Here is a 13,622-nt window from a genome sequence, read left to right on the forward strand (position 1 = left end):
GCGGCAGGAGTCTGCGGGAACACGCGGTACGGGGGAGACCTCACGGGGGATCATCGAGAAATGATCCCCGAGGCGCGGGCCGGCAGGCAGGGATGGCGCACGGCGCTGGCGGCGCTGGCGTTCGCGGCGGCGGCCCTCATCATCTACGGTCTCTTCTCCTCAGGGTTCGGACGCCCCCCGCGGGCCGCCGTGGAGACACCGCAGCCCGTTCCCGCACCGCCCCCAACGGCGGACCGTACGCCCGCGACCGGCGCGGCGAGCCGTACGCCCGCGACCGAGAACCGGACGCCCGCGGCGGAGGACCGGGCCGCGGCGGCGGCGGCCGTTCCCGCCAGGCGTGCCGCGGCGCCCGCGCTCGCGGTGATCTCCGGCGACCTGTGGCTCACCTACCTGCCCGCCGGGCTGGCGCGCTCCGGCGGCGGAACGATCGGGCATGAGCCGGGCGTCGAGGGCCGCTGGGCCAGGTGGAGCGCGGGCGGTGACGTCGTCGAGGCCCGGGTCGAGCAGGGCGCCGTGGCGGCCGGCTGGGCGCGCTACCGCGAGCGGGTCGCCGTGCTGAACGCCCGCGCCATCACCGTGCGGGGCAGGCCCGCCGTGGTGGGCGAGCACCCGAAGGGCGGCCGGATGATCGCCTGGCTGGAACGGGCGGGCACCGGTGCGTGGGTCAGGGTCAGCGACTCTCTTGCCGGTGAACTGCTCACTATTGCGACCTCGGCCAGGGCTCCTGTAGGAGACTGAAAGCCTTTGCCCGGCATATGCACTCACGTCATGGGGGGTTGGTCAATGCGGCGTACGGCAGCCGTGCTCCTCGTGTGCGGGCTCATGCCGGGACTGGCCGCCTGCGACGCCCTCGCCGGCCAGGTGCCGCCGACGGACCCCGGCACCGACGCGGGCAGCCGGTCGCCGCTCTCGGCGTCGCCGCGCCCCGAACCGGACACCCAGCGCCGGACCATCGCCCTGGCCTGCGGATCGACCGAGGTGCACATTCCCGCCTCGCCCGCCGGCCTGGCACGGGCGGGCTCGTTCAACCGCCTCGAGTCGCTCCGGCGCCGGACCAAGGTCAGGGGTCTGGCCTGGCTGCAGAACGACGAGCGCCTGTACGTCGGTGTGGTGTGCGGCGTGCGCACCGCCGAGCAGTTCGTGACGCTGGTGCCCAGGTCGACGCTGAGCGCGTACTGGGGCAGGCCGGCGCTGCACTGGACCACGCGCAACGGCCTGCGCAACTTCATGTGGCTGGAGCGGCCGGGCACCGCCATCTACATCGCCGCGACACCCGGCCTCGCCGACGAGATCAGGCCGCTCGCCTCCGAGATCGCGCAGAGCGTGGCCCAGTGACGTGCGCGCGAGTTGCGCGGTGAGTGACCCGGTGAGTGGTCCGGTGAACGGTGGACTCAGCGGGCCTCGGCCAGCAGCTTGCCCAGCCGGCTGACGCCCTCGACGAGGTCGTCGTCGCCCAGCGCGTAGGACAGCCGGAAATATCCCGGGGTTCCGAACGCTTCGCCGGGCACCACCGCGACCTCGGCCTCCTCCAGGATCAGCTCGGCCAGCTCGCCGGACGACGCGGGCCTGTGGCCGCGCAACTCCTTGCCGAGCAGCTCCTTTACAGAGGGGTACGCGTAGAACGCCCCCTTTGGTTCCGGGCACAACACGCCCGGGATCTCGTTGAGCATCCGAACCATCGTCTGGCGGCGCCGGTCGAACGCCGCGCGCATCTCCGCCACCGCGGACAGATCTCCCGAAACCGCGGCCAGCGCGGCCATCTGGGCGACGTTGGAGACGTTGGAGGTGGCGTGCGACTGCAGGTTGGTCGCCGCCTTGACCACGTCGGACGGGCCGATCAGCCAGCCCACGCGCCAGCCGGTCATCGCGTACGTCTTGGCCACGCCGTTGAGGATCACGACCCGGTCGCCCAGTTCGGGGACGGCCGTGGCGATGCTGGTGAACTCGGCGCCGCCGTACACGAGGTGCTCGTAGATCTCGTCGGTGACGACCCACAGCCCGTGCTCGGCGGCCCAGCGGCCGATCGCCACCGTCTCCTCGCGCGAGTGGACGGCGCCCGTCGGGTTGGACGGCGAGACGAACAGCAGCGCCTTCGTCCGCTCGGTGCGCGCCGCCTCGAGCTGCTCGACGCTCGCGAGGTAGCCGGTGGACTCGTCGGTCACGACGCTGACCTGTGTGCCCCCGGCCAGCTTGATCGCCTCGGGGTAGGTCGTCCAGTAGGGGGCCACGACGAGGACCTCGTCACCGGGGTCGAGCAGCGTCGCGAACGCCTGATAGACGGCCTGCTTGCCGCCGTTGGTGACCAGCACCTGCGACGCCTCGGCCTGGTAGCCGGAGTCGCGCCGGGTCTTGTCGGCGATGGCCTGCTTGAGCTCGGGCAGGCCGCCGGCCGGCGTGTACTTGTGGAAGCGCGGGTCGCGGGCCGCCTCGATCGCCGCCTCGACGATGTAGCCGGGCGTCGGGAAATCGGGCTCGCCCGCGCCGAAGCCGATGACGGGGCGTCCGGCCGCCTTCATGGCCTTGGCCTTGGCGTCGACGGCCAGCGTGGCCGACTCGGAGATCGCGGAAATTCTCGCTGAGATGCGGGATCGGGTGGACATGCGTCCATGCTCCCACGGGGCACTTCGCAGGCCACACGCCCGCGTGACCTGGGCCATCAGGATTTGGTTCGACGTGGCAGGCATTCCCCCGTATGCTTTCGCGTGGTCCTTCCGCCGCATGTCGGCGAGCGGTTCGGTCCAGGCAGTGAGTCGATCAGGGTAGTCTGGTCGATGACATAGGGCACTGGCGCAATTGGTAGCGCACCGGTCTCCAAAACCGGCGGTTGGGGGTTCGAGTCCCTCGTGCCCTGCGAGTGCGGTCCGCGCAATAATGGGCGTGTAAGCGCGCCGCAAAACTGCGTTGGATACGACTGATTCAGGTGAGGACTGTGGCGATCGACACGCGCGGCGAGACCGCAGGCAAGCCGGGTGGCGAAAAGAAGACACGCACTTCACCTGCCCTTTTCTATCGGCAGGTCGTCAACGAGCTCCGCAAGGTCATCTGGCCGACACGCAAGGATCTCATCACCTATACGACGGTCGTTCTGATATTCGTTCTGATCATGGTTGCGATCGTTTACGGGCTCGACAGCGGCCTGGGATGGCTGGTTCTGCGGATCTTCGGCGGAGCCTGATCGAGAGCCCGGCCGGTGTCGTCTGACGGAGCCGCCATTCGGTACGAGAGCAAACGACAAGACGAAAGAGGAAGAGTCACCGTGTCCGAGTCTTCAGTTCCGGCCGAGGAGCCCCGCGGCGAGTGGGGCGACGAGCTGGAAGAGGCTGCCGAGGAGGCCGCCGAGTCGGCCGTCTCCGAGGCCGAGGTCGCGGAGAGCGACGAGGCAGCCGATGCCGAGGCTTCCGCCGTCGAGGACGATGCTGCTCTTCTTCCTGAGGTCGATCCGGTCGAGGAGTTCAAGAGCTCCCTGCGCGGCCTGCCCGGCGAGTGGTACGTCATCCACTCCTACGCCGGCTACGAGAACCGCGTGAAGTCCAACATCGAGAGCCGCAACGTCTCGCTCAACATGGAGGACTACATCTACCAGGTCGAGGTGCCGACGCACACCGTCCAGGAGTTCAAGAGCGGCAAGAAGGTGCCGGTCAAGGAGCGCGTGCTGCCCGGCTACGTGCTGGTGCGCATGGAGCTGACCGACGAGTCCTGGGCCGCCGTCCGTAACACGCCCGGGGTGACCGGCTTCGTCGGCCTGTCCAACAAGCCCAGCCCGCTCAGCCTCGACGAGGTCGCCAAGCTGCTGGCGCCGGAGCCGACCGAGGAGAGCAAGAAGGCCGCGGCCAAGACGACCACGGGCCCGACCGTCGAGTTCGAGATCGGCGAGTCGGTCACGGTCATGGACGGCCCCTTCGCCACGCTGCCCGCCTCGGTGAGCGAGATCAGCCCCGAGTCGCAGAAGCTCAAGGTGCTCGTGTCGATCTTCGGCCGTGAGACTCCCGTCGAGCTCTCGTTCAACCAGGTCTCGAAGATCTAGGACGATCACCTACACTTAGACGTTCGGCTGGCCGCCCTGTCGCGAGGGGTGGCCTTCCGACATGTCAGGGCTGCATCCGCAGTCCGGCAAGCATCGCAATCAGGACCCGGAGAAGGACACATGCCTCCGAAGAAGAAAATCGCCGCACTGGTCAAGGTGCAGCTGCCGGCCGGTCAGGCCACCCCGGCGCCGCCCGTGGGCACCGCCCTCGGTCCCCACGGCGTCAACATCATGGACTTCGTCAAGCAGTACAACGCTGCCACCGAGGCCCAGCGGGGCAACATCATCCCCGTTGAGATCACCATTTTCGAAGACCGCAGCTTCTCCTTCATCACGAAGACGCCGCCGGCGCCTGAGCTGATCAAGAAGGCTCTCGGCATCGACAAGGGCAGCGCGGTCCCGCACCGTGACAAGGTCGGCAAGCTGAGCCGCGAGCAGCTGCGCAGCATCGCCGAGACCAAGATGCCCGACCTCAACGCCAACGACGTCGAGGCGGCCGAGAAGATCATCGCCGGCACCGCCCGGTCGATGGGCATCACGATCGCCGACTGACACCCTTTTCCCGTTCGTGGGAGGGCCCAGCGGGCCCGCAGACCACTCAGGAGTCACAAGACATGAAGCGCAGCAAGGCGTACAAAGACGCGGCCGCCAAGGTCGACAGCGACAAGCTCTACTCGCCCGCCGACGCCGCGAAGCTGGCCAAGGAGACGTCGCCCACCAAGTTCGACGGCACCGTCGAGGTCGCACTGCGGCTGGGCGTCGACCCTCGTAAGGCCGACCAGATCGTGCGCGGCACGGTCAACCTCCCGCACGGCACCGGTAAGACCGCCCGGGTCCTGGTCTTCGCGACCGGTGACCGTGCCGAGGCAGCCCGCGAGGCGGGCGCCGACATCGTCGGCGCCGACGAGCTGATCGACGAGATCTCCAAGGGCAACCGGCTCAACGAGTTCGACGCCGTCGTGGCCACGCCCGACCTGATGGGCAAGGTCGGCCGCCTGGGCCGCGTGCTCGGTCCGCGTGGTCTCATGCCCAACCCCAAGACCGGCACCGTGACGCCCGACGTCGCCAAGGCCGTCACGGAGATCAAGGGCGGCAAGATCGAGTTCCGCACCGACCGGCAGGCCAACCTGCACTTCGTCATCGGCAAGACGTCGTTCAACGAGCGCCAGCTCGTCGAGAACTACGCCGCCGCCCTTGACGAGGTGATGCGTCTCAAGCCGTCGGCGGCCAAGGGGCGCTACCTGAAGAAGGTGACCTTCTCCACGACGATGGGCCCCGGCGTTCCCGTCGACCCCAACGTCACCCGCGGCCTCACCGCCGACCTGGAGGCCTGACCTTCCGCACTCCTCGCAAAAGAGCCTCGCCCCTGTTCAGGGCGGGGCTCTTTCGTCGTTGCCGCCGTTACGAGCCTTCCCGGAGCTCCGAGGTCCGTGCGCGGGGGCGGTGCCGTCGAGGCGTGGGATGCCGGGCGGCGGGGCACCACTTGTGGAGAAGATGTGTGGGGTCTGTGAGGGTTAACCCTGGGTTTTCCCTTAGTTCTCGGGGGAAGGCGCCACGGCGGCGGAACTTAAACGTAAGGTCAAAACATGCTGAAGCGCATAAGTCTCTCCGCGGCCGGCGCCGCGCTCGTCGTGGCAGCGGTCGCCGGTTGTGGATCGAACGCCCAGCCCATCCAGGTCAATCTGGCCGCCTCGGAGGTCCTCTCGCAGGCCGCGCAGAAGACCGCGGAGGTGACCAGCTACACCGTCGACGCCGTCGTCAACGTGACGCATCCCCAGGAGGGAACCGGCAAGGTGCAGGGCCGCATGCTCTACCAGAGCAAGCCCCAACTCGCCGTGGACCTCACCCTGGACACCGCCGACATGGGAGGCAGGAGCCTGCCGGGTGGCGCGCGCGCCGTCCTCCAGGGCGACACCGTCTACGTCAAGGTCGAGGCACTCAACGACCTCGTGGGCGCCACCAAGCCGTGGATCAAGGTCCCGCTCAGCGGGATGGCCGACTCCAGCCAGGTCAACCAGGTGCTCACCCAGATCCAGCAGTTCGACCTGGGCAACATGACCAAGCTCATCACGGCCTCGCAGGACGTGAAGTCGGTCGGCAACGAGAGCGTCAACGGCGAGGACACCACCCACTACAGCGGCACCTTCCCGGTCGACGCGGCCGTCCAACAGCTTCCCGCCGACAAGCAGGAGAACGCCAGGACGGGCCTGGCGGAGCTGAAGGACGTCAAGTTCGACATCTGGGTGGCCGCCGACGGCCTGCCGCGCAAGCTGACTCTGAACGGCTCGAAGGAGGGCGGCACGCTCGACGCCACCCTGTTCTTCAAGGGGTTCAACGAGCCGGTCTCCATCGACGCGCCGCCCGCGGACCAGGTGGGTGAGCTGCCCAAGGGCAAGACCAGCTGAGAACGATTTGGAAACTCGGCCGCCAGCACGTAGTCTGGTCGGTGCCGAAGACCGCCGGTCGTCGTCAGGTGCCTCAAAGCCTGGCGACCGAAGGATCCACATCATGTGGACGGCCCGCGCAGGTGTGATGCGAGTTTCCCACATGGTGTGATCCGTGTGCGTGAGCCCCGTGCGCCCTGCGCTCGGGGCTGTTCTCATGTCGAGGGGCCTTCGCCGGTGGCACATCTGGAAGGAGGCCCATGGCGAGGGCGGATAAGGCGACAGCGGTTGCCGAGCTCAAGAACGAGTTCGAGGGCAGCGCTGCCGCCGTTCTGACCGAGTACCGCGGTCTCACCGTCGCGCAGCTCAAGGAGCTGCGCACCTCTCTCGGTGAGAATGCGAAGTTCGCCGTGGCGAAGAACACCCTGACCAAGATCGCGGCCGACGAGGCCGGTCTCGCGGGCCTCGAGAGCCTGCTCACCGGTCCGACCGCGATCGCCTTCGTCAACGGCGACGTTGTCGAGGCGGCCAAGGGTCTGCGTGACTTCGCCAAGGCCAATCCCCTTCTGGTGATCAAGGGCGGCGTCCTTGACGGCAAGACGCTTGACGCCACCGAGATCACCAAGCTTGCCGACCTCGAGTCCCGCGAGGTCCTCCTCGCGAAGCTGGCCGGCGCCATGAAGGCGAAGCAGAGCGCTGCTGCCGCGATGTTCGCCGCGCTGCCGACCAACATGGCCCAGCTGGCCGACGCCCTGCGCGCGAAGCGCGAAGAGGCTGGCGAGTAACACGGGGGTTGCCGCAACTCCGCGGTCCCGTTCCTAGTTCTCAGCACGTCCTAACGTAAGGAAACCATCATGGCGAAGCTCAGCACCGACGAGCTGCTCGACGCGTTCAAGGAGATGACCCTCCTCGAGCTGTCCGAGTTCGTGAAGCAGTTCGAAGAGGTCTTCGACGTCAAGGCCGCCGCGCCCGTCGCGGTCGCCGCCGCCCCCGCTGCCGGTGGCGCCGGCGCCGAGGCCCCCGCTGCCGAGGAGCAGGACGAGTTCGACGTCGTCCTCGAGGCCGCCGGTGACAAGAAGATCCAGGTCATCAAGGAGATCCGCGCCCTCACGTCCCTGGGCCTCAAGGAGGCCAAGGACCTGGTCGACGGTGCTCCCAAGCCCGTGTTCGACGGCAAGGTCAACAAGGAGCAGGCGGAGAAGGCCAAGGCTGCCCTCGAGGGCGCCGGCGCCACCGTCACCGTGAAGTAACTTCCCCCTTCACGCTCGCTCTACGGAAAGAGGCGGCTGCACCCTGGTGCCGGGTGCGTCCGCCTCTTTTCGCGTTTCCGGGGGCGCTCCCGCCGACCGGACCCGCGTGACGGCGCTGGTGTCCATGTAGTCCCTGGTGTGGACGATCTCGCCGTCCCTGATCCGGAGAACCAGCAGGCCGGGAACCGCGACCAGCTCCCCGCCCACCTCCACGACGGCGTCCTGCTCCACCACCACGACCTCCGGGTCGTCGGTACGCCGCAGGGCACGCCGGCGCACCTCACGCACCGCGAAAGGCATCCGGTCCCACATGTCGCGGTAGCCCGTACGGACCTCCTCGCGGCCCCTGAACGGCGGCAGCCCGCCGAACGGGAACTCGTGCAGCCCGGTTTCCGCGTAGAGGCCGGCCAGCTCGTCCGGGGACTTGTGCAGCATCGCCGTGTGGTAGCCCGTGACGATCTCTTCGATGGACATGATCGAGCCTTTCGCTCAACGTACGTTGACTCAACGAGCGTAGAGCGAAAGGGGTGGGTCGGTCAACGCGAGTAGAGTCGGGTCGATGGGCGAGAGAGTGCTACCCCGTGCCGAGAGGCGGCGCAGGACCGAAGGGCGGATCCTCGACGTGGCCAGGGCGCTGTTCGCCGAAGTCGGCTACGAGCGCGCCACGATCAGGGCCATCGCCAGGTCGGCCGAGGTCGATCCCGCCCTCGTGATGCAATATTTCGGCAGCAAGCAGGAGCTCTTCCAGCAGTCGGTGCGCGGGGCGGCGGCCTCCGGCACGGACGAGGGCGAGGGCCAAGGCGAGGGTGCGGAGGGCCTCGTCGAGCGGTTGCTCGGCACGCTCGGCGTGAAGCTGGGCGAGATGCCGCAGGGCTCGCTGGCCATGATGCGGTCGATGCTCACGCACCCCGAGGCCGCCGCGTCGGCGCGGCAGGTCCTGGGCGCGCAGATCGACCGGCTCGCGGAGTCCATCCCCGGCGAGGACGCGCGGTTGCGCGCCGCGCTGATCATGACGGTCATGGTCGGCGTGACCGTGGGCAACCAGCTGCTCGAGCTCGACGAGCTGCGCGGGGTGCCGCCGGAGGAGATCGCCCGGCTGCTCCGTCCCAGCCTGCGCGCGCTTACTGGACCCGACGTCTCATAACCGGCCCGTAACAAGTTGCCGGATCGGGTTCACATCAGGCGGATCGCCGTTACCGTGGGGCCACATCCCCCGGAATGCCGAGGTGGCCAGTGGGCGTCGAAGTCGTGGTCGACGGGTTGACCAAGTCGTTCGGCCGGCAGGTCATCTGGGAGGACGTCTCCCTCACCCTCCCGCCCGGCGAGATCTCCGTGCTGCTCGGCCCTTCGGGCACCGGCAAGTCGGTCTTCCTCAAGTCCCTCGTCGGCCTGCTCAGGCCCGACCGCGGCCACATCTGGATCGACGGCTACGACCTGGCCCACTGCGACGAGGGCAGGCTCTACGAGCTGCGCAGGTTGTTCGGTGTGCTGTTCCAGGACGGCGCCCTGTTCGGCTCGCTCAGCCTCTACGACAACATCGCCTTCCCGCTGCGCGAGCACACGAGGAAGTCCGAGAGCCAGATCCGCGCGGTCGTTATGGAGAAGATGGAGCTCGTCGGGCTGCTCGGCGCCGAGTCGAAGCTGCCGGGGGAGATCTCCGGCGGCATGCGCAAGCGGGCGGGGCTGGCCAGGGCGCTGGTGCTGGACCCTGAGATCATCCTGTTCGACGAACCCGACTCCGGCCTCGACCCCGTGCGCACCGCGTACCTCAACCAGCTCATCGTCGACCTCAACGCCGAGATCGAGGCGACGTTCCTGATCGTCACCCACGACATCAACACCGCCCGCACGGTCCCCGACAACATCGGGCTGCTCTTCAGACGCGAGCTGGTCATGTTCGGGCCGCGCGAGATGTTGTTGTCGAGCGACGAGCCGGTGGTGCGCCAGTTCCTCAACGCCAGGAAGCACGGGCCGATCGGCATGTCCGAGGAGAAGGACGTCTCGGAGCTGGAGGCCGAGGCGCTACTGGGGCACGATCCCGGCGCGCTGCCGCCGATCCCGCCGCAGCTCATGCCGAGCGACAACTCGATCCGCAACAGCCAGCGGCCGCCCGGCACGTGGCTGGCGGCCAACGGCGTGATCCCGCCGCAGGGCTCGTTCGTGGACGAGCGCGGCCGCAACTGGCTGGAGGAGTATCCGCGCCTGGTCAACTCCCACCTCCACGGCGCCAGATAGCGCACAGGCGGCGGGGCCACCACTTCGACAGGCGATGTGCGTCGTCGACGCCTCAGCGGGGCTCTCAGGCCCGGCCAGGGGCATTCACGGGTTTTCGGCTGGCTTGTCATGAGCTGGTGAAATGCCGCCTCGGTTGGTTGAGGGGCTCCACGCGCAAATGCCAGGTTATGATCCCGGCGACCGGCCGTGGAAGGGGTGAGCGCGTCGTGGCAGGGCTCGCGGTTCGGCCCGCTCGCATCCTCATGGCGGCACTCGGCGGGGTGCTGGTGGCGCTCGTGGGCACGGGCGTGTGGCTCGCCGCGCAGACGCGCGACGAGCAGGCCAGGGCGGACGACAAGCAGGCCGCGCTCCAGGCGGCGAGCACCCACGCGATCAACCTCATCTCGCTCGGGCACCGCACCGTCGACGACGACATGAAGCGCATCCTCGACACCTCCACCGGACCGGCCAGGGCCGAATACGAGGCCGACGCCGGCAAGCTCCGGTCGACCACCGTCGCGAACAAGGTCGTCCAGCACGGCGTCCTGCGCGCGACCGGGCTGGTCTCGCTGACGGGGGCCGTCGCGAAGGTGCTGGTCGTGGCCGACGTGGAGATCCGCTGGGACGGCTCCGACAACCCGCCGCAGGAGCGCTACTACCGGTGGTCGATGGACGTCACCAGGACCGGCGGCGCCTGGCTGGTGTCGAAGGTGGTGCAGGTCGCGTGAGGATCTTCACGATCGCGCTGCTCGGCCTCCTGGTGGCCGTGGCGGGGGTGCTGGTCCCGGTGATGTGGTTCGATCTGCGCTCCCTGCGCGCCGCGGACGAGGCCGCGGCGGAGGCGCTGTCCGCCGCCAAGAGGGTGGCGCCTGACCTGCTCTCGTACGACTACCGGACGGTGGACAAGGACCTGGCGCGCGCGAAGGAGCACACCACGGGGGAACTGACCACGTACTACGGGCAGCTGGCGACGAGCCTGGCGTCCAGGGCGAAGGCCCAGAAAATCATTCAGACCGTGTCCGTGGCGGGGGCCGGCGTCGAGCGGGCAGAACCCGACCGGGTGGAGGTTCTGCTCATCGTGAACACGGGTACGGTCAAGGAGAGCTCCGGCAAGGACGGGCCCCAGCAAGGGTTCACACAGAACCGGGCAAGGTTGGTGATGGTTCGGCAAGAGTCCCGATGGCTGGTGGCCGATCTGTCGACCCTGCTCGGGACCGCCTGACCCCCGGCGCGCCGCTTCCTTCAATTGTTATCAAAAAACAGGTTTAGTGCGGTCAATGCCAGGGGTACCTCAGTCACAGCTACACCGGTTGCCGGCATGGGTTCGGCCCTCGGTGTGACAGAGCGTTAACCGCCCCCGTTCGCGGGTATCGTCTTGGGCCTGGCGGTAGGCGATCGGTCACACAGGAGAGAAAACCCAGCGTCCGGGCCCCTAGTCGGCTAAAAGTCGCGCTTGTGGGCTTGACGTATCCGCCTGAACGGGCGATGCTGCGACCAACGTGGAGCATGCAGCGAGAGTGAAGTGGACAGGCGTGTGCCGTTCGGCTACACTGCCCCTTTGCGCTGCCCTTTGACGACCCGCGATGCTTGCTCACGTTGCGAGGTTGTCTGGCGTGCGTGTAGTCAGTCCGCCGCGAGCCCTCGGAAGGACATCTGTTGGCAGCCTCGCGCAACGCCTCCGCCGTACCCGCTGGTCCCCGTCGCGTGTCATTTTCGCGCATCCAGGAGCCTCTCGAAGTTCCTGACCTTCTCGCTCTGCAGACCGAGTCGTTCGACTGGCTGCTCGGCAACGAGAAGTGGAAGGCCCGGGTAGAGGCGGCTCGCCAGGCCGGGCGCAGGGACGTCCCGACCCAGTCGGGTCTCGAAGAGATCTTCGAAGAGATCAGTCCGATCGAGGACTTCTCGGGGACCATGTCCTTGTCGTTCCGCGACCACCGGTTCGAGCCGCCGAAGTACTCCGTAGACGAGTGCAAAGACAAGGACATGACCTTCTCCGCCCCGATGTTCGTGACGGCGGAGTTCATCAATAACACCACCGGTGAGATCAAGAGCCAGACGGTGTTCATGGGCGACTTCCCGCTCATGACGCCGAAGGGCACGTTCATCATCAACGGCACCGAGCGTGTCGTGGTCTCGCAGCTGGTCCGTTCGCCTGGCGTCTATTTCGAACGTAACGTCGACAAGACGTCCGACAAGGATCTGTACGGCTGCAAGGTCATCCCGTCCCGGGGTGCCTGGCTGGAGTTCGAGATCGACAAGCGCGACAGCGTCGGTGTGCGCATCGACCGCAAGCGCAAGCAGGCCGTCACCGTGCTTCTCAAGGCACTGGGGTGGACCAACGAGAAGATCCTCGAGCGTTTCGGCCAGTACGAGTCGATGCGGGCCACCCTGGAGAAGGACCACACGGCCGGCCAGGATGACGCGCTGCTCGACATCTACCGCAAGCTGCGGCCGGGCGAGCCGCCGACCAAGGAGTCGGCGCAGACCCTGCTGGAGAACCTCTACTTCAACCCCAAGCGGTACGACCTGGCCAAGGTGGGCCGCTACAAGATCAACAAGAAGCTCGGGGTCGACGCCGAGATCACCCAGGGCACGCTGACCGAGGACGACATCGTCGCCACGATCGAATACATCGTCCGCCTCCACGCGGGCGAGGAGTCGATGGGGGAGATCATCGTCGAGATCGACGACATCGACCACTTCGGCAACCGCCGCCTGCGCAGCGTCGGCGAGCTCATCCAGAACCAGGTCCGCCTGGGTCTGGCCCGCATGGAGCGCGTCGTGCGCGAGCGGATGACCACGCAGGACGTCGAGGCGATCACGCCGCAGACCCTGATCAACATCCGCCCGGTGGTCGCCTCCATCAAGGAGTTCTTCGGCACCTCGCAGCTGTCGCAGTTCATGGACCAGACCAACCCGCTGGCCGGGCTGACGCACAAGCGGCGTCTGTCCGCGCTGGGCCCCGGTGGTCTGTCGCGTGAGCGGGCCGGCTTCGAGGTCCGTGACGTGCACCCGTCCCACTACGGCCGGATGTGCCCGATCGAGACCCCTGAAGGCCCCAATATCGGCCTGATCGGGTCGCTGGCCTCCTACGGCCGCATCAACGCCTTCGGCTTCGTCGAGACCCCCTACCGCAAGGTGGTCGACGGCAAGGTCACCGACCAGATCGACTACCTCACCGCCGACGAGGAAGACCGTTTCGTCAAGGCGCAGGCCAACACGGTGCTCAACCCCGACGGGTCGTTCGCCGACTCCCGGGTCCTCGTGCGCACCAAGGGCGGCGAGACCGAGCTCGCCCGTGCCGAGGAGGTCGACTACATCGACGTGTCGCCGCGCCAGATGGTGTCGGTGGCCACGGCGATGATCCCCTTCCTCGAGCACGACGACGCCAACCGCGCTCTCATGGGCTCCAACATGCAGCGCCAGTCGGTGCCGCTGCTCAAGAGCGAGGCGCCGCTGGTCGGCACCGGCATGGAATACCGCGCCGCGACCGACGCCGGCGACGTCATCAGCGCCGAGAAGGCGGGCGTGGTCGAGGAGGTCTCGGCCGACTACGTCACCGTCATGAACGACGACGGCACCCGCACCACCTACCGCGTCGCCAAGTTCAAGCGCTCCAACCAGGGCACCTCGTTCAACCAGAAGCCCATCGTCGCCGAGGGCGACCGGGTCGAGGTCAACCAGGTGATCGCCGACGGGCCGTGCACCGACCAGGGTGAGATGGCGCTCGGCAAGAACCTCCTGGTGGCG

16 protein-coding genes and 1 tRNA gene are annotated in these 13,622 nt (G+C 67.9%); 15 read left to right on the plus strand and 2 right to left on the minus strand.

Annotation, left to right across the window (positions count from 1 at the left end):
* Positions 1–60: 60 nt before the first annotated feature.
* Positions 61–738, plus strand: a complete 678-nt coding sequence (locus ACTWPV_RS32585; RefSeq protein WP_443154710.1) for a hypothetical protein — start codon at positions 61–63, stop codon at positions 736–738.
* Positions 739–768: 30 nt separating this feature from the next.
* A complete protein-coding gene (locus ACTWPV_RS32590) occupies positions 769–1,335 on the plus strand; it encodes a hypothetical protein (RefSeq protein ID WP_443154711.1) in 567 nt (188 codons plus the stop codon).
* A 56-nt stretch (positions 1,336–1,391) separates the two neighbouring features.
* Here ACTWPV_RS32590 and ACTWPV_RS32595 read toward each other — a convergent pair whose 3' ends face one another.
* Positions 1,392–2,600 (minus strand): pyridoxal phosphate-dependent aminotransferase, encoded by a 1,209-nt coding sequence (locus ACTWPV_RS32595; protein ID WP_347650512.1) that lies wholly within the window; start codon positions 2,598–2,600, stop codon positions 1,392–1,394.
* Between the two features lie 178 nt (positions 2,601–2,778).
* Here ACTWPV_RS32595 and ACTWPV_RS32600 point away from each other — a divergent pair.
* From ACTWPV_RS32600 to rplL, 8 genes are all read left to right on the plus strand, one after another.
* A tRNA-Trp gene (locus ACTWPV_RS32600) sits at positions 2,779–2,851 on the plus strand.
* Positions 2,852–2,929: 78 nt separating this feature from the next.
* Positions 2,930–3,175 (plus strand): preprotein translocase subunit SecE, encoded by a 246-nt coding sequence (gene secE / locus ACTWPV_RS32605; protein WP_443154712.1) that lies wholly within the window; start codon positions 2,930–2,932, stop codon positions 3,173–3,175.
* Between the two features lie 81 nt (positions 3,176–3,256).
* Entirely contained in the window at positions 3,257–4,024 is a 768-nt protein-coding gene (nusG, locus tag ACTWPV_RS32610; RefSeq protein WP_347650510.1) for a transcription termination/antitermination protein NusG, read from the plus strand.
* A gap of 120 nt (positions 4,025–4,144) precedes the next feature.
* Positions 4,145–4,576 carry a 50S ribosomal protein L11 gene (rplK, locus tag ACTWPV_RS32615; protein ID WP_347650509.1) on the plus strand — a complete coding sequence of 144 codons (432 nt, stop codon included), beginning with the start codon at positions 4,145–4,147 and terminating at the stop codon, positions 4,574–4,576.
* A 62-nt stretch (positions 4,577–4,638) separates the two neighbouring features.
* Positions 4,639–5,358, plus strand: a complete 720-nt coding sequence (gene rplA, locus ACTWPV_RS32620) for a 50S ribosomal protein L1 (protein WP_347650508.1) — start codon at positions 4,639–4,641, stop codon at positions 5,356–5,358.
* Between the two features lie 252 nt (positions 5,359–5,610).
* Positions 5,611–6,429, plus strand: a complete 819-nt coding sequence (locus ACTWPV_RS32625; RefSeq protein WP_347650507.1) for an LppX_LprAFG lipoprotein — start codon at positions 5,611–5,613, stop codon at positions 6,427–6,429.
* Positions 6,430–6,668: 239 nt separating this feature from the next.
* The gene (rplJ, locus tag ACTWPV_RS32630; RefSeq protein WP_347650506.1) at positions 6,669–7,193 is read left to right on the plus strand and encodes a 50S ribosomal protein L10; all 525 of its coding nucleotides are present in this window, start codon (positions 6,669–6,671) and stop codon (positions 7,191–7,193) included.
* Positions 7,194–7,262: 69 nt separating this feature from the next.
* The gene (gene rplL, locus ACTWPV_RS32635) at positions 7,263–7,658 is read left to right on the plus strand and encodes a 50S ribosomal protein L7/L12 (RefSeq protein ID WP_132518411.1); all 396 of its coding nucleotides are present in this window, start codon (positions 7,263–7,265) and stop codon (positions 7,656–7,658) included.
* 9 nt (positions 7,659–7,667) lie between these two features.
* Here the strand turns inward: rplL and ACTWPV_RS32640 are convergent, their stop codons facing one another.
* Positions 7,668–8,132, minus strand: a complete 465-nt coding sequence (locus tag ACTWPV_RS32640) for a nuclear transport factor 2 family protein (RefSeq protein ID WP_347650505.1) — start codon at positions 8,130–8,132, stop codon at positions 7,668–7,670.
* 85 nt (positions 8,133–8,217) lie between these two features.
* On the opposite strand from ACTWPV_RS32640, the gene ACTWPV_RS32645 reads away from it, so the two are divergent.
* The 5 genes from ACTWPV_RS32645 to rpoB form a co-directional block, all read left to right on the plus strand.
* Positions 8,218–8,802 (plus strand): TetR/AcrR family transcriptional regulator, encoded by a 585-nt coding sequence (locus tag ACTWPV_RS32645; RefSeq protein WP_443154713.1) that lies wholly within the window; start codon positions 8,218–8,220, stop codon positions 8,800–8,802.
* A gap of 89 nt (positions 8,803–8,891) precedes the next feature.
* Positions 8,892–9,893, plus strand: coding sequence for an ABC transporter ATP-binding protein (locus tag ACTWPV_RS32650; RefSeq protein WP_347650503.1), 1,002 nt, complete (start codon positions 8,892–8,894; stop codon positions 9,891–9,893).
* Positions 9,894–10,099: 206 nt separating this feature from the next.
* Complete coding sequence (locus tag ACTWPV_RS32655; protein ID WP_347650502.1) at positions 10,100–10,600, plus strand: hypothetical protein; 501 nt, start codon at positions 10,100–10,102, stop codon at positions 10,598–10,600.
* Positions 10,597–11,094: a hypothetical protein gene (locus ACTWPV_RS32660; RefSeq protein WP_443154714.1), complete on the plus strand. Its 498-nt coding sequence runs from the start codon at positions 10,597–10,599 to the stop codon at positions 11,092–11,094. Before ACTWPV_RS32655 ends, ACTWPV_RS32660 begins: the two co-directional genes overlap by 4 nt.
* Before the next feature lie 434 nt (positions 11,095–11,528).
* A partial coding sequence (gene rpoB, locus ACTWPV_RS32665) for a DNA-directed RNA polymerase subunit beta (protein ID WP_443154715.1) occupies positions 11,529–13,622 on the plus strand: 2,094 nt, incomplete at its 3' end.

Origin of the sequence: Nonomuraea sp. KM88 (assembly GCF_052245635.1) — a bacterium.
In the GTDB taxonomy this organism is placed as follows: domain Bacteria; phylum Actinomycetota; class Actinomycetes; order Streptosporangiales; family Streptosporangiaceae; genus Nonomuraea.